This is a genomic window from Sphingobium lactosutens DS20 (assembly GCF_000445105.1).
GTDB classification, from domain to species: Bacteria; Pseudomonadota; Alphaproteobacteria; order Sphingomonadales; family Sphingomonadaceae; genus Sphingobium; species Sphingobium lactosutens.
On record NZ_ATDP01000034.1, the window covers coordinates 1 to 14,915 of the forward strand.

The 14,915-nt window shown below is 60.4% G+C and carries 10 protein-coding genes and 1 pseudogene; 2 read left to right on the plus strand and 9 right to left on the minus strand.

What is annotated here, in order from left to right:
- Positions 1 to 67 precede the first annotated feature (67 nt).
- Together RLDS_RS29615 and RLDS_RS29620 are read right to left on the minus strand one after the other, a co-directional pair.
- The gene (locus tag RLDS_RS29615) at positions 68 to 934 is read right to left on the minus strand and encodes a recombinase family protein (protein ID WP_006953933.1); all 867 of its coding nucleotides are present in this window, start codon (positions 932 to 934) and stop codon (positions 68 to 70) included.
- Between the two features lie 142 nt (positions 935 to 1,076).
- Entirely contained in the window at positions 1,077 to 3,986 is a 2,910-nt protein-coding gene (locus tag RLDS_RS29620; RefSeq protein ID WP_021224283.1) for a Tn3 family transposase, read from the minus strand.
- A 122-nt stretch (positions 3,987 to 4,108) separates the two neighbouring features.
- Between RLDS_RS29620 and RLDS_RS29625 the strand changes: the two are divergent.
- Together RLDS_RS29625 and RLDS_RS56430 are read left to right on the plus strand one after the other, a co-directional pair.
- Positions 4,109 to 4,276: pseudogene (locus RLDS_RS29625) on the plus strand (ATP-binding protein); the annotation flags it as partial.
- 176 nt (positions 4,277 to 4,452) lie between these two features.
- Positions 4,453 to 4,680: a hypothetical protein gene (locus RLDS_RS56430; protein WP_021224290.1), complete on the plus strand. Its 228-nt coding sequence runs from the start codon at positions 4,453 to 4,455 to the stop codon at positions 4,678 to 4,680.
- A 78-nt stretch (positions 4,681 to 4,758) separates the two neighbouring features.
- On the opposite strand, the gene RLDS_RS29635 is transcribed toward RLDS_RS56430, so the two are convergent.
- The 7 genes from RLDS_RS29635 to RLDS_RS29665 form a co-directional block, all read right to left on the minus strand.
- Positions 4,759 to 5,598, minus strand: a complete 840-nt coding sequence (locus tag RLDS_RS29635; protein WP_021224291.1) for a phosphoadenosine phosphosulfate reductase family protein — start codon at positions 5,596 to 5,598, stop codon at positions 4,759 to 4,761.
- Positions 5,595 to 8,897 carry a hypothetical protein gene (locus RLDS_RS29640; protein ID WP_021224292.1) on the minus strand — a complete coding sequence of 1,101 codons (3,303 nt, stop codon included), beginning with the start codon at positions 8,895 to 8,897 and terminating at the stop codon, positions 5,595 to 5,597. The genes RLDS_RS29635 and RLDS_RS29640 overlap by 4 nt, the downstream gene beginning before the upstream one ends.
- On the minus strand, positions 8,894 to 9,817 hold the full coding sequence (locus RLDS_RS29645; RefSeq protein ID WP_021224293.1) for a DUF4007 family protein: 924 nt from the start codon (positions 9,815 to 9,817) through the stop codon (positions 8,894 to 8,896). Before RLDS_RS29645 ends, RLDS_RS29640 begins: the two co-directional genes overlap by 4 nt.
- Complete coding sequence (locus tag RLDS_RS29650; protein ID WP_021224294.1) at positions 9,792 to 11,006, minus strand: cysteine desulfurase family protein; 1,215 nt, start codon at positions 11,004 to 11,006, stop codon at positions 9,792 to 9,794. The genes RLDS_RS29645 and RLDS_RS29650 overlap by 26 nt, the downstream gene beginning before the upstream one ends.
- Positions 11,003 to 13,309, minus strand: a complete 2,307-nt coding sequence (locus RLDS_RS29655; RefSeq protein ID WP_031297219.1) for a ParB N-terminal domain-containing protein — start codon at positions 13,307 to 13,309, stop codon at positions 11,003 to 11,005. The genes RLDS_RS29650 and RLDS_RS29655 overlap by 4 nt, the downstream gene beginning before the upstream one ends.
- A 1-nt stretch (position 13,310) precedes the next feature.
- On the minus strand, positions 13,311 to 13,955 hold the full coding sequence (locus RLDS_RS29660; protein ID WP_021224296.1) for a hypothetical protein: 645 nt from the start codon (positions 13,953 to 13,955) through the stop codon (positions 13,311 to 13,313).
- A gap of 301 nt (positions 13,956 to 14,256) precedes the next feature.
- Entirely contained in the window at positions 14,257 to 14,703 is a 447-nt protein-coding gene (locus RLDS_RS29665; protein WP_152527983.1) for a hypothetical protein, read from the minus strand.
- Between the last annotated feature and the right edge of the window lie 212 nt (positions 14,704 to 14,915).

Below are 14,915 nucleotides of genomic sequence, written 5' to 3' on the forward strand. Positions count from 1 at the left end.
GGCCCAGTCGGCCCGAAGCTGCGATTTTGGCCAGGTTGAAGAACGAACACTGAACGCTTGATTGATTCTACCAGGACCGTTGCTGACCACCGACCTCGTAGATATCGGCTTCCATGGAGCAATTGTAGCTCTCTGCGATGTTGAACATCTCGGAGAGGAGGCTTTGGATTTCCTCATCAAGGGAAATGCCATCCGGATCGGGGTCATAGGCGACGGTCAGTTTGTAATCACAATTGCCGTTTTTTACCATGGCGTAGTCGCGTTCCAGCATCGCCTCAATCCGCTCCCGAGCGGGTTTTCTACCTCTTCCACGCTTGTTGAAGTTCTCGATAATCAGATGCAGGGCGATGCTGGCAGTGGGCGGCTTTTCCGGCAGTTTGGTCTGTGACGGAATAATGTCGAGCGCCCGATAGACGGTCATTCGTGAGACCTTCAGGTCGCGGGCAACGCGGGCCTTGCTGGCGCCGGCGGCAAGGCGACGGCGGATTTCATCGTCATCGACGTTCTTCTTCCGGCCTTTGTAAACGCCTTCGGCGCGCGCCGCTTCGATCCCGGCGCGCTGACGATCCTTGATGAACTTCAGCTCCATATCGGCGACCATGCCGAGTATGGTGATGACCATTCGCCCCATGTCGCCCGCCGTCGTCACCTCTGGCTCAAGGATGCGCAGCGAAGCTCCCTTTTCATCAAGCTCATGCACCAGGTTCAGGACATCGCGCGTGGAGCGGCCGAGCCGGTCGAGCCGCAGCACGACCAGCTCGTCGCCGGTGTGCATAAACTGCATGATCGTTTCCAGTTCCGTGCGCCCGCTCCGCGAGGCCCCCGATCCGGTCTCGGAACGGATAATTTCGCAACCTGCATTCTTGAGGCGGCCAATCTGGATATCCAGATCCTGGTCCGTGGTGCTGACGCGGGCATATCCGATACGAGCCAAGTGCAAAATCCGTCACATTAGGGTGGCTCTTGCAGTGTATCGTCACATTGAGCGCAAACCCACCCTTTTGTGACAGACGAATGGTGTCACTCGGCCCTATCACTCTGGGGTGTACCCAAATGTTATAGGCCGATCAGCCGCCTCACGCTGCAAGCCGTCCAAAATCAATCCGGTCGTTCAGGTCGAGGTCGAAGCGGCCATAAGGGTTCACATGACTGTAGATCAACGGCGTGAGACCACGATAATCTTCCGGCGTCATCCGCCCCGCCCACTTCGGCTCAACCAGTACGGTCTGAAGCATGCGGGTGTTCACATACACCAGCGACGCTTGCAGGAGGTGTAGCGCCAGAACGGAGATTTCCTGCTCATGGATGCGGTTGGTGGCGATCTCGCCGCCCTTGCCGAAGAACACGAAACCATTAGCGCCGTTCCAGTTCTCAACCACATTCAGCCCTTCGTGGATCTCGCGGCGGAATGCCTCCTGACGCAAATACCGGCATAGGAAGATTGTTTTGACCGCGCGGCCGAGTTCACTCAGCGCCTTGTAGGTCGGGTGCATCACTTCGGCTCTGGCAAACCGGAGCAGGATCGCTTCCGGATCGGCGGTGCGCGATTGCATGGCAGCGGCATATTTGACCATTTCGTCATATTGTTGCTCGATCTCGTCCCAGTCGATCGGGCTGGAGAGGATCGGCAGTAAATTGGAAAGCCGCGTGCGCATGCCGGCTTGGGGAAGGGCCAGTTTCTGGCGTGCCACTGCTTTCAGCCGCGGGGCAAGCTCAAATCCAAGGAGTCGGCAGAACGCAAAGCCGACTGCGCTCTGGCCGTGGCTATCGACGTACTGGCGCTGGATTTCCATGTCGGTGCAATGGCGTAGCACGCCTTCGATCATGGAGGCGACCTCCGAGGAAGAGCACCGCTTGAGCTGGGAATAAACGCAGGTCGCGCGCTTCTCCACATGCCAGTAGATCATGACGCCACGGCCGCCATAGCGGGCGTGCCATTCCGTCATCAGGTTGCGGTCCCACGCGCCGAACTTCGTTGAATCGGACGCGCATGCCGTGCCCGCATCTCCCCATACTGCGGCATTGCGGATTGCCAGTGTCGCGTTTGCTACCCGCGCGCACGCCTCCCTCAGCGCTGGCGCGTGGATGAAACGGCGATGGACATGCAGCAATTCCTCGTAACTGACATCGGGTGTTGCGCCAGCGACCCGCTTGAGCCCGGCGTTCGTGCCCAAGCCATAGAGACACAGCAAAAGACGCTGAGCCAAGGCTGCTTTCGACAGGGTAACCCGCGAGGCCGACGTTTCGAAAGCATCCATCAATCCCGTGTCCAGAGCAGCCTCTTTCAACACGTCCAGCAGTCCGGTCATCGGCCAGCGCTGACCGATCTCGCTTTTGATCGAAGCGAGACCCTTCGGTTCGGGCAAGGGCTTGAACGGTGTAATCGATATCCGGTTGTCGCCGCGCCACAGGAGCCGGACCTTGTCGTTTTGTGGAATATTGGCATTGAGGAGCAACAGTTCCCGTTCAAGCTCCTCCCGGATCGAGGCGCAAAACGCCTGCGCATCTGGCGTCAGGCTGAGGCCGGAATAGTACGCATCTCGCCTGATCTCGAAGTCCTTGGGAAGATCGTCATCGGGATTGCGATAGCGATCCGCCCCGACCACCCAGATTTCTTTGGAGCGGATGCGGTCGCGCAGTTGCGTCAGGACGCAAAGCTCATAGCTGATCCGGTTTACCCGCCCATCGTCATCAATGACGGAACTGCGCCATCGCGCTGGAATCACCTCATCGATCGGAACATCCTGCAATGGCACGAAGCGGCATCCGCCATCCACCTTGCTCCTGATCCAGTCGAGGGCCGCCAGGACCGGCCGCCACACCGCGTTGTTCGACCGGAACTCAAGTACGGAAAGCAGGCTTGGCAGCATGCGCCGGTAATGATTGGCCCAGGAACCACGCATCACCTTGTAGATGCGCCGGTCCAGAGCGCCCTTCGCATGGCTCTCCTTGACGATCGCCGCCAGCTTGGCCTTACCGGCGATCGGGAAAATGACATCGCAGATGCGCCCCGATGGTTCATTGATCGAGGCGCTGGCGATCTCGACCAGCAGGCGCTCCTTTCCATAGACCCGCTCGATGTCTTTCGCGATATCGCCCACCACCTTGCGTTTCGAGCGCGTTCCGATCTTGTGAACGGTTTCGATCAGCAGGTCGATCATCGCGTCAGTGAGTTGCGCCTCCCGCGACATTAGATAAATCGCATAAAGGCCGAGCTGTCGCGCCGGCGCATGCCGGCGCATCTCCGAGGCCTTTTCACCGGCAACGCGGCGAACAATCTGATCGACCCATGGCTTGCCCGTAGCCGTCAGGAGATCATGGGGAAGATCAAGTCTCTGGATAAAGGCGAGTTTCTCGGTCACGTCGAGAATGTTGTCGAGCGTTGCCTGTCCGGCGTCACCCTTCATCCTGTTGAATCCGGTCGAGCTGTCCGGATCGGCAAGCGAGGCTTCCAATAACGCCACCGCATCTGACGAAAGCCGATCACTGGCTCCGATCAGCCAGGTGTCCAGATAATCTTGCCGTTGTGAGCGAACGACACGTTCAAGCTCCTTGCGCGACGGCCCATAAATACGCCGGTCCCGGCACCACAGGAAAACATGCTCAAGCATGGCATTGATCGACTGGCCGCCCGGGCACAGCTCGCCAGCAATCCATTCCGTCAATTGCGCGCGATCCACCCGCTTCATGCGGTGATATCCAAGATGGATCAGGATCTCCGCACAATGCCGTCGTGCTGTCCGACTGGAAAAGTCATAACCGGCTATCTCGCCAGCCTCGACACCGAGTTGCTCGGCCAGATACGAGAGGCCATCGGTAGGGATTGAGCCGGGATCGATCGCGAAAAACCCCAGGGAAGCGAAGAATTTCAGCTGTGCGGCGAGGCCAAGGCGCGTCAGGGCCGGCTTCGAATTTACAAAATCAATATCGGCAAAGCTCAGGCTCCATCGTCCGATCAAATCCCCGCCCGGAATACTCCGATCCATCAACCCACTCCCTATGATGGAGCGAACTGTCCTCTTCTATGATTTCCATCGTCAATACCGAATGCCACGTTCCCAAAACGTTCTCCGACTTGGCCAAAATCGCAGCTTGGGGCCGACTGGGCCTTTATGAGCGCACCAGCGTCATCATCACCACCAACCTCGCCTTCGGCGAGTGGCCTACCGTCTTCGGTGATCCCAAGATGACCACGGCGCTGCTCGACCGCGTCACCCACCACTGCGATATCATCGAGACGGGCAACGACAGCTGGCGCTTCAAAAACCGCAGCTGACCGCCACCTTCGGCCCCTTCAAAAATCTATCTTGCGCTGCGCGCGCCTCCGGTCGGGCTACGCCCGCCCTCCGCCGCACGCAGCGCAAGGCGACCTTCAACTAACCGGCATCATATCCGAAAAGGGGGTCCCTCTTCGACGCCGATAGGGGGTCCCTTTTGAACGCCGTTTGACACATGGGATCGTGCCGGCCCGACTTCCTGATCGAACTGCGCAGCCGGTCCACCGGCGAGTGCAAGCAGTTGATCGTCGAAGCCGTCGGCTCATCGGACGAGGCGCAGCTTGCCGCCAAGGCGGCTGCACGCCCGGCCCTGCTTCAGATCGCACCGGTCGCAACGCTGAAAGTAACCGACCTCGAACAGAACCGGTGGGGAAGCACGATCCGAAGCATGCTCGACCTCTAGGAACCGCAAATCCCACAAGCGCAGGCTGGCTGGCTGCCGCATTGGCCGAGGGGCTAGCGCAGCGGCTGACGACAGGCCCTACTTGTGGCAGATGACGCAGCCGCCCTCGGCTTCGTCAACACCATAGACGTCATCATCCGTCTCAGGCACGCGAGCCGACAGAGGATTACGCGGCCGCCGCGCCCGCAAGCGCTCTAAGCGCCTAGCGTAATCTGCCTGGATAGCCTCTACCCGCTCAGGTTGAACGAGCTCAGTGAGGCTTTCACCCTGGCTCCAGGTGAAGGGGCTTCCGTCCTTAAGCGCCGTTTTTTCGTACCGGACAGCCTCGGCGAACGCATCGGGATGTCTTTCCGCTAGTCGGACCCACTCAATCTTCTGCTGGAAAAAGCAAAACGTGCATCCCGATCTCGAGCGCCAATCATAGTAGCCAGGCTCTCCAACGTCAGCCTGGCGCAGCACGTCTATCACGCCGGCTTTGTCGATCCCCGCATCTCTCAAGGGGAGGTGGACACGCATATTCTCGTGCGTAGCCTGATAGCCCTCCCGCGTCGGCTCATCGGCGCGAATGGCCACGTAAGAGTGGATGATCGTTCCGGCTTCCAAATCCGGACGAATCCAATGTTCTAGCGGCCGCAGCTTGAGCTGGCGCGTGCACCACCGGGTTCGCGGCGAAGGCAGGAAGTTGCCATACTCGGCCAACCAGAAGTCGAAGTCGCGATCGGGGTTGAGGCGCCGGATCGGCTTGCCCAGGAAACCTTCAAGCCGATCGAGGAAGATATAGACCTCCGGCAGCTCCTTGCCCGTGTCGGTGAAGAAATACTCAATCGGCAGTTCGGGGCGCGTCGCCCGCATATGCACTGCAAGGGCTGCGCTGTCGCGACCCCCCGAAATTCCGAGGATATGACGCTCGGCCTTCATGCGATTTCCCGCTCTTGTTCTGCAGCCACCGTTGCTACGGCTCTCGCCAAGGCGGCGAGTTGCACACGGTCGAGGCAATCGTTGCGGCGCAATGTTCCGAGCAGTCGGTCGGCCAAGCTGGCAGCTGCCCGGCGTTCCTCTTCAGTGAGGATAAACGAGCGATGCAAAGGCGGCGTGTTCGGATCCACGCCTACAACAAGCGCGAGGGCCTCGGTGTTGGTGCGGCGGTCGCGGACCACCGCCAGTGCCTCGAGTTCACGGAACTGCTGCCCATAGCGGGCCATCTGAACCAAAGCCTGCTCCCGGTCTCTGTCAGACCAACTGCGCGCCGGCTTGTGAACGAGGACGCTCGCCACACCCTCGATATCGCCGTCTCCATCTTCGAACACTGCGGCTCGCATTGCGAAGCCTTCGAAAGCGAAGTCATTGGTCAGGTCCTTGACCGCCGCAGCTCGTTCCCGAAGTCCCGCGAAGGTCTCCGGGTCTACGGCAAGCGCCCGTGCGAGTGCTTGTCTCAGCTCATTCAACAGCGCAGGATAGGCGCGCTCGACCTCGTCGAGTGCATCGATTACGCGCTGCGCGTTCAGTTCCTCGCCAAGCGCCGCAGGCAGGTCTTGGAAAAGCAGCAGCTCGGGATCGCGCGCGCGCAGAACAACCCGGCGCACTTCCTTGGCCATTGGGTCAATCCGGTCTGTCCGCTGAGCGTAAGTGGTCAGGTTCTCGTACCGTTGGAACAAGGCTTGGGCGACAGGGAGCGAGCTAGCGACAGATCCAAGTTGGAACCGGCGCGCAAGCTCATCGAGAAACGCGGCTTCCCGCACACTACGATCAATGCGCCGAATCCTGATCTCTCCCGGGCGCTGCAGCAACTTGTCGACGAAGACGTCATCCAGCGAGGTCTGGAACACGCCGTCTAGGTACACGGCAAGATCGTCGCGCATCGCGAGCAGCGCTGCCAACGCCAAAACCGGCATGACCCCCGCTTTCAGGCCGTAAGGAGGCTCGGCCCACCTTTCGTAAACCTTATCAAGCTGCGCCTCGGTTGCGTCGCCCAGGACCGACCAAACAGGGGCAAGGCTTGATCCGTCCTCACTGTCATCGGGCGCATGGAAGCCAAACGATCCGTCCGAACCGACCCGATGTAGTCCGAACGGGGCAAGCACTGTCAGGTAGAGACCCATCTCTGCCGGATAGCCGACAAAGCCGAGATTCTCCTGATCTCCTCGCGCGACCATGGCATGGCAAAGTTCTCGAACTGCGGCCATCGCACTCGATGAAGGACGATCACGCTGGAGCAACTCGCTCCGGAGAAGCGGCGCATGGGGATACGCCGCGTCAGCGAGCGCGCTGGCCACGATCGAGACTGGCTCCTTGAGAGTCAGCGTCGGACCCGGCGCGATACTCCAGCGCGCATTGTTCAGGGCTCCCTCAAGCTCCCGGTGCAAAGTGTCCGTTGTGGCGGCTTGCCGTGCCGCCAGTTCCCTCCGCGCAATTCTGTCGCCCTCAAGCTGGGGATGATCCCGGAAGACCCGCTCGACGGCAAACACCTCCGCGGCACTTGTGCGAAGAGCGAAGCTGTCTCCGGCTCCACCGACGGCCGCGACGACGCCCTTTTTTTTCAGCACCTTGGCGACGCTCTTGCAGCGGCTGTCTACATCGGCTCCGCTAAGGGTTCCGTCGCTGATCATCAGGACAAGCATGCCAGCGCCTTTGATCCGCCGGGCTGCTAGTCGGGATGCGATCGCCTCAGGGGCGTCGCCGTCGCCGAGCTGCTGAAGAATGATTTCGAATGTGCGCAGCGCGCCAGTGCGGAAGTAATGGCGTTTCGCCGCAGCGAAGCCCAGCCCTGCGCGCTGCGGCAAGATCTCCATTTGCTCGCTGGACAACGGCGCGACAGCACGTCCGATAGCGTCTTCTAGGTCGAAGTCGCTGCCAGCAAACAGGGCATAGCCACCGAGCCGCGGCTGCCTGATCAGGACTGCCCAATCGACGAGATCGGCGACTGCCCTATCGACGATTTCAGTCGCCACGTCGGGCACCGACGCCCGCAGGAAATCGTCGGCAACGGCGAGCCCTGAGCCGTTGCGGAAGAACTCGACCGTCGCCGCAGCCTTCGTGAGCCGTACATGGGCAGGCGATCCCTTCGCCGCCGCCCGTTCGACAGCTTCGAAGGCAAGACTGAAGCGGTTGCCGTCAGAACCGGCAGTGAGCGCCATTCCAAAATTTGCGACGAGATAATCCCAGAGCCGGTCGGGCCCATACGTCGCATCGCCTTCGGTCGAGGCCAGGAACTCCTGAAAGCCAGCGGGCTCAGCAGAGCTTAGGAAGCCGAATACTGAGCGTTCATTCTGGGCAAACCGCTGCCGTGATACAGGGCCCAACAATAGCGATGTGACCGGGTTGAGCGGCCATGTGTCGGCCAGGGTTTTGGCCAGAAGATCCGTGTTCGTCGGCTTCCGGCGCGACACCGCCTCGGCAACTTGCATCGCAAGATCGTCAGCTGATCCAGGGCGTCGTTCTGCGGTGATTGCCTGAGCGAGCAGGGCGACCGACTCGTCGGCCCCGGCGAGGAACGGCACGTCTTGAAAGCGGCCTTGCACCTTCGCCCATTCCTGACGCGCGTCGCGCGAGACCCGCGCGGCATACTGCTCGAAAGCTTGGTGCAAGATGCCGATGACGACGAGGCGTCCATCGCTGCGGGAACTGCGTTCGGCAAGGTCTTGCAGCAGGTGTATATCGCCGCCGCTCGACGCCTCATATTCTAGTAGCTTGCCCAGCTCGTCGAGGATCAAGACCACGCCACCGAACTTGGAGATGGCGGACGCCGAAAGAGCGTCAATAAGACCCTCGTTACTGGCTGCGGCACGCGTAACGACGGGTTTGGTCCATCTGAGCTTGGTCGCGGCAGCATCGACGATGGACTGCCGCAGCTCAGCGCGGCTTCCGGTGACAGCTACGACAGCCCACTCGCCCCTGCTTGTCGGGAACGCGCGGTCGTAAATGCCTGTCAACTCGCGTCCAGCAATCTTGCGTGCAATCTTGCGGTTGGCGGGCTCACCGGCGATCAGATTGGCGACGAGCAGCGCTGCGCTCGACTTTCCTCCACCATATGGACCCGTCCAAGTGAACGCGCCCTGCCCCGCTTCAAGATGGCTTGACGCCATCGTGGCAAGGGACTTGGCAACGCTCGCCTGCAAGACATAGCCGACGAGCGGGGGCGTGCCCTGTAGATCGGCGTCGAGGCGTGCCGATCGCGCGAAGCGCCTGTTGATGGTGACCGTGCCAGCAAGCGGGCTCATGCTGCCCTCCGCAATGCATCGCGATGTCCATAGCCTGCAGCAATAAGAGCAGCGGGCTCGGGGGTATTGACACTCTGCAGCTGGCGAAGCCCGGCTGTGTCGGTCCAACGCCATGCGCCGTGCGTCACAGCCTCCATCCGCATCAACCGCGTGATCACACTATCTTCGTCGAGCTTGAAGACCCGACCGGGGGAGCCTGGCGCATAGCAAACCTGCTCTGCAGTGATTGCCGCCGCCGCGCCTGAGCGTTGCCAGAAGTCGTGCAGCGCGTACGCGAAGACTCCATCAGGCAAGCTCGGTTTGGGTCCGCGCACGAATTCGAACCAGCCCCCCATCCGCGCTTCCCGGATCAGCCCGAGCTCGGCAAGCAGAGGCTCTGCCGCGTCGTCGGTCGACACACCCTCGCGCCGCACATAGCTTCGCAGGAAGACTTCAACGTCCCGCTTCAATGTATTCTGGGTCGCGCGCCAGCCGCGTTCACGCACCAACTGCATGAGCTCGTCCACCAAATTGGCCGCATCAAATTCGATGGAAGCCAAGCCATTGAAAGCAAAGTAGGCGGTGCTCGTCCATTCAGGCGTCGCGGCAACGCCCCAGTGAGCTAGCCAAACCGTTGCGGACCGCTCCATGAAGGGATCGAAACCGTCGTCAGCCAAAATCGCATGACCAAGGACCGTAGGCTCGATAATGCGATCGCGTTCTTGGGCGAAACCGGTCGCCAGAGCCCAATACCGCATCGCAACGGCCATATTCCGGCCAACGCCGAACCTTGCAATCGCGGACTGTTCGTGGAATGTTCCAGATGGGGCGCCCTTCGCCACCTCATTGTAGGCCTTCTTCAGCCACAGCAGGCGCAGCGGGAATGTCTCATGACCGGCAAATTGGCCGCGGGTCTCAGGGTCGGTAAGCGCATGCTTCATGACCCACACCGTAGCGCTCACTGGCGCTCTCGTCCAGTGGGGTTCGCAATTCATTCACCGCTTCCGCGATGATCAGCGCGGCAGAACGTACTTCCTCGATCGTATTCATTCTTCCAAAGAAGAAGCGAACAACAGATTGAGCTAGGTCACCATCTATTCCCATAGCCCGCAAGACGTGAGAGAAAGTGACTTGGCCAGAATTACAGGCCGATCCAGTTGATATGCATAGTTTTTTGGCGACTCGACCAGCCAGGTCATCTCCAATTGTTGAAGGGAAGGAAAGTGCAAGGCCGCCGTCTATCACGGGCGCTCGCTCAGTGATAAAGTTGTAGGATACGCCGGCAGCGCTCAGCGCCTGGACGAACGCATCTTTCAACATAGCTGATCTCTCGCTGTCCGCCTCCAGGCAGAACCGCGCTACCTCAGCAGCCGCACCAAAGCCCGCAACAAGAGGCACAGGCTCGGTGCCGGCGCGCATGCCCCGCTCGTGGCCTCCTCCGAAAACCTGCGCAACCGGCTTGGGCGCGTCTGAAGCGACGTAGAGCGCACCGACACCCATCGGACCATACAGCTTGTGTGCCGAAATGCTGAGGTAGTCGACACCCAAGTCAAAGACGTTCACCGGCTGCTTGCCCACACCTTGGGCGCCGTCGCTGTGCAGCAGCACACCGCGGCTCTGGCAGATTTGCGCAACCTCGCGAATGGGCTGTACGACGCCAGTCTCGTTGTTCACGAGCATGACGGAGACAAGCAATGTTTCGTCGTCAACAAGGGCTTCCAAGCGTGCAAGGTCGATGACGCCTGCTCGGTCAACAGGGGCGACGACAACCTCAAATTCATCCAGAACGAGGCGCTTGGCTGCCTCAAGCACGGCCTTGTGCTCGATCGCGCTGACCACCACCCGCCGCCGCTCAGACCCGCCGCGGCGACCCCATTCCGCTATTCCTCGAAGCGCAAGGTTGTTCGCTTCTGTCGCGCCGGAGGTGAAGATCACTTCACCGGCCGAGCAACCAATAAGGTCGGCCACCTGCTTGCGGCCGCGATCGAGGATAGCCAGCGCCCGCTGTCCCGCTGCATGAGGCGATGACGCGTTCCCGGGCCCAGCCCAGGCAGCCTGCATGGCTGCGAGTGCCTCGGGCGCCAGGGGCGTCGTGGAGAAGCCGTCCAGATAGATCGGCTGACGGGTCATTCCGCCTCTTCGGCGGTCTCAACCGACTCCCAAGTCTCTTCAGCCGGCGGCGCCTCGGTGGCGTCCTCCACCTTCGTCGATTCCATCAGCGCCGTCTTGGTGGGCACGTCTTGGTAGCGCCACCCCACGTTCTTCAGGAAATTGCGGAAGGCATCATAAGCACTGTTAGTGATCTCAGTGCGATCTTGCGCGGTCAAATTCTCCTCGCGTTTGAGGTTTCGCTCTAAGAATTCCTTCCGATATTCCTCCAACAAGGAGTTGAAGATCTGGGTGCGGCACTTATCCCGCTCCTGCCGCAATGAGTCCTCAAGATCGGTACCCTCAGCGCGCCAGATTTCCAGGAGGAGGTACTTATACTTAGGCCACTGGTCGGGCTGCATTTCGCCACGGTAGACCACGCGGCGGAACGTCGACGCGGACGGTGCGACCTTCCACTCGCGTATCTCGCCTTCTGGCGTGCCGACGAACAGCTCGATGAGCCGGCGAACATCGGCCGACTTCGCGGGCGAGAAGAATGCGTTCAATTCCGCTAGGTAGCCATCGAACGCTGCCTGCAGATCGATGGCTGGCGCATTATCCTTGGCGCGCTTGAGATTGCACCGTTCGATCTCCCCGAAGAAGCCCGCGATCAGAGCGGACTGGAAAGCGACGGTCGTGAGAACGTTGTCGTAGAGGTCGTTGACGAAATCGAGCACCTTAGGTTGATAGCTGTTGTCCTCGAGGCGTAGCGCACGCTTATCGGAGACATTCGCCAGGAAACGTTCGGCCCGCTGGTGGCGCAATTTCTGGACGAAATCCTGCACGAGTTTCTGCGTCGCCTTAAGCCGATCCGCAATCTCCTGGATCTTGGTCGCTTCCGATCCAAATTCCCCCGACCGCAGCTTGTCGGCTAGGTTTTCCTGATGGGCGGAAAATGTCCGGCCGATACCCTGACCCTCGAACAGGATAGGCCGCAGCTTGGTGTTCGACTGGGCAAGTAGCTGCTGCTCGAGCCAAAGCACCGCGCTGGCGTGCGCCTCGAAAGGCTGAAACTTCTCGAAAACGGCGACGATATGCTTGCCGAAACGCTCGCGAAATTGCTCGGTGAGCTTTTCCCCGGCTTCCGGCGTGTAGAAGTCGCGGGTGGTCGCGTCGGCCACATCCGCGCCAAGCACGTTGCGTCCATCAAGCCGCTCAAGCGCACCAGCACTCTGCAGCTCGGTCCGCTTGTAGAACTTGCCTGAACGGGGTTTCGCACCGTTGATGTCCTCATCCCGCTTGTTGAGCAGGATATGCTCTATGAAATAGTAGATGTGGTTGACCCCGGTCATGGCGATCGGGCTGTCGATCTTCACCCGGTCATGCGCCTGGTCGAGTTCCACGTTCGTGATCCGAAGCGAGGCGCTGGAGCGCGAGTCCTTCTTCTTGATTGTCGAAAGGGTGTCGCGCAACACGAGTGCGATCAGGTCATTATCATCGAGCAGGCGGTTACGCGATGCGGAAACCTGACGGGCCGTCTTGTTGAGCGTCAAGAAGATCGAACGTGCCGCCATCTTGACATTGTAGCCGCCGCCATAGGTCTCATCGAGCGCAGGGAAGGTGCAGAACATCACCGGCAGGCTGATATTGTTGAGCGCGAACTGACGAATGTAGTTCGGCGTCCATTCCTCATAGTAGTCCTTGTACGAGGCTCGCATCGAGTCCGACCAGTCTTGCTTCAGGTTTCGATAGATCGCGAGCAACGCCATTGCGCGGTGCTGCCCGTCCACGATCACTAGCTTCGAGCGGTTGGTATTGAGCCTCAATTTTACCAGGTCATGCTCGAACAGCACATCGCCTTGACGAGGCTGCTGAAACTCGAACAGCTCTTGTCCGACCGGACCGGAACGAGTGATCTCCAGCACGTGATCGGACATCTGCCGCGTTTCGGCTTCGACCTTGGGATAGTAGTCGGCCGGCCGATTATCGAGCTCCTGCACTGGCATGACCACAACGATGATCGGCGGAAACAGCTTCACCAGGTCGCGAGAGCGATGATCGAGGAGGTAGGGCACCAGCTCGGACGAGACGCGCGCATCGTCGATATCGCGCTGCATGATCTCATCGAATTCCAGGTCGGCGGTAGGAAAAATCTCGCGCACCGGTGCGAGATGCTTCAAAACCTCTTCGTTCGCCCCGCTGCCGAAATTCAAGCCGACATGGGTCAGGAAGTATTTCACTTCCACCGTCTTCTGATCGCCTTGGCCGGTGCCCACACTGAAAGTGCCGACAGAACCTGACAAAGTGAGGTTGAGAGCAGAAGATACGCTTAGGCCAAGACTCATGTCAGTTTCTTCCCAGGATCGGATAGCAAATGCGGTTTAAGATGTTTTCTATGTCGACGGCCGTGCCGTCGTCGCTCGTGGTCGAGCAGGTGAATACGAACAAGCGCTCGGGCGGGATCTTACGCTTCGCGACCTGCCAGGCAAAGCCGGCGTCGGAGTTTCGGCTCACTTGACCGTCCCGCGGCACGACCGAGCGAAAGCGTTCGATCAGCTCTTTGTGGCGGGCGAGGCGCCCCCTGAGTACCGTTGCCATGCCGATATAAAGCGGGCTCGCGAACATCGGCGCCGAGAGCGCGAGGACATCGCGAATGGTGCGCAAGCGATCGGGTTCAGCCGCCAGTCGGCTGACCAAGCTACTTGACGCAGCCGTATCGTGTTCGAGTGACCCGACATAGGTCGGTTTTAGCGGACCGCTTACGGCTGCCGTGTAGGGCTCTTCCCTGAAATAGTGAAAGAGGCGTCCGTCGAGCATCGCTCTGATCACGCGCTCAGCCTCAACCCTATCGGATGCGGATCGAGCAGCCTCGATGGTGCGGTCGAGGTCGAAGTCGGTGATCTCCGGGCTATAGTACCACGCATAAACGCCTGGCCCATCTGGCGCATTCGCCAGATCCGCCCAGAGGTGCTTTTGTATCTCGCTAGCCATTCCACCCCGAAGCTCACCCCATCACGCGACCGAGTCGCTGGCGTAAGCTGCAAGATCCGTACGGTTCGCGCGATTCACCTGGCCCCGGCCCATGCGTCTCATAGCGCGTGTGCCGGGATGAACCAAGGTGGACATGCGCGATCGACTGAGGTTCGCCGACAGCCGGTTTTGCTCGTTTTTTCAAGCAGCCTGATAGTCGGCGAGGTCATATGCGGAAAGACCAAGCAATGCAGGTCGTTGGTAGACAACGGAAAGTCGGGCGGCCGCCGCGCCCGCTGGTGGTAGACTGCGGGTTGATAGGCTAGCGCTTGGCGGCCGCGCACCGGGAGTAGGGCGAGGACCGGGTCAGTGCCACTTGGAACGGATCGGCACGCCGGCCGGGCGCAAAGTCCGCCTCCAGACGAATGACCCCTCGTCTTTCGCCATCATTGACCATCATCACGACCGGGCCGAAATCATCATCGCTCACCGGAAAGGGAAAGAAGACAAGGCTGATGCCGCGATAATCGGGCCCCAGGTAGCTCAGCGCTTGCTCGACCCGGGCCGACTTTACGACACGGCCGTTGGCGCGAAATGTGAACCCGCTATCGTCGATGGAAAGCCGCGGCTCGGCGGTGCAGTCGCCGCGCGGCGCATAGCTTCCGTAGATCGCGTTCAGGCCTTGTCCCTTGAGCCCGTCCAACGGCACCGCCCATGCCGGCGCCGCGCAGGCCAACGCTGTCGCCAGGCCGAACGACAGTTTCTTCACGAGCGCGCAGCCATGCATGGTCGAAGCCTCCTGAGGCCCGCGAGTCCGAGGAGCTCGCTCGGCCGTTCCTTGCGGGTGCCAGTCTGCACGTTCGTGACAATGCGAGCAACAAGCCGGAGAGTTTCACAGCGCGCAGCTTGAACCGTGAACCGCCGCCCCCGGTCGCGAACTTCGATGCGCTATGCCCCGTCGCTTGGCCGCCCCCCGTGCCT

What these genes read in the sequence shown, in the direction of transcription:
- RLDS_RS29650 (WP_021224294.1), bottom strand. Translation starts at nt 11,006, where the DNA reads ATGACCCGTCAGCCGATCTATCTGGACGGCTTCTCCACGACGCCCCTG.
- RLDS_RS29635 (WP_021224291.1), bottom strand. Translation starts at nt 5,598, where the DNA reads ATGAAGGCCGAGCGTCATATCCTCGGAATTTCGGGGGGTCGCGACAGC.
- RLDS_RS29620 (WP_021224283.1), bottom strand. Translation starts at nt 3,986, where the DNA reads ATGGATCGGAGTATTCCGGGCGGGGATTTGATCGGACGATGGAGCCTG.
- RLDS_RS29645 (WP_021224293.1), bottom strand. Translation starts at nt 9,817, where the DNA reads ATGAAGCATGCGCTTACCGACCCTGAGACCCGCGGCCAATTTGCCGGT.
- RLDS_RS29660 (WP_021224296.1), bottom strand. Translation starts at nt 13,955, where the DNA reads ATGGCTAGCGAGATACAAAAGCACCTCTGGGCGGATCTGGCGAATGCG.
- RLDS_RS29655 (WP_031297219.1), bottom strand. Translation starts at nt 13,309, where the DNA reads ATGAGTCTTGGCCTAAGCGTATCTTCTGCTCTCAACCTCACTTTGTCA.
- RLDS_RS56430 (WP_021224290.1), top strand. Translation starts at nt 4,453, where the DNA reads ATGGGATCGTGCCGGCCCGACTTCCTGATCGAACTGCGCAGCCGGTCC.
- RLDS_RS29640 (WP_021224292.1), bottom strand. Translation starts at nt 8,897, where the DNA reads ATGAGCCCGCTTGCTGGCACGGTCACCATCAACAGGCGCTTCGCGCGA.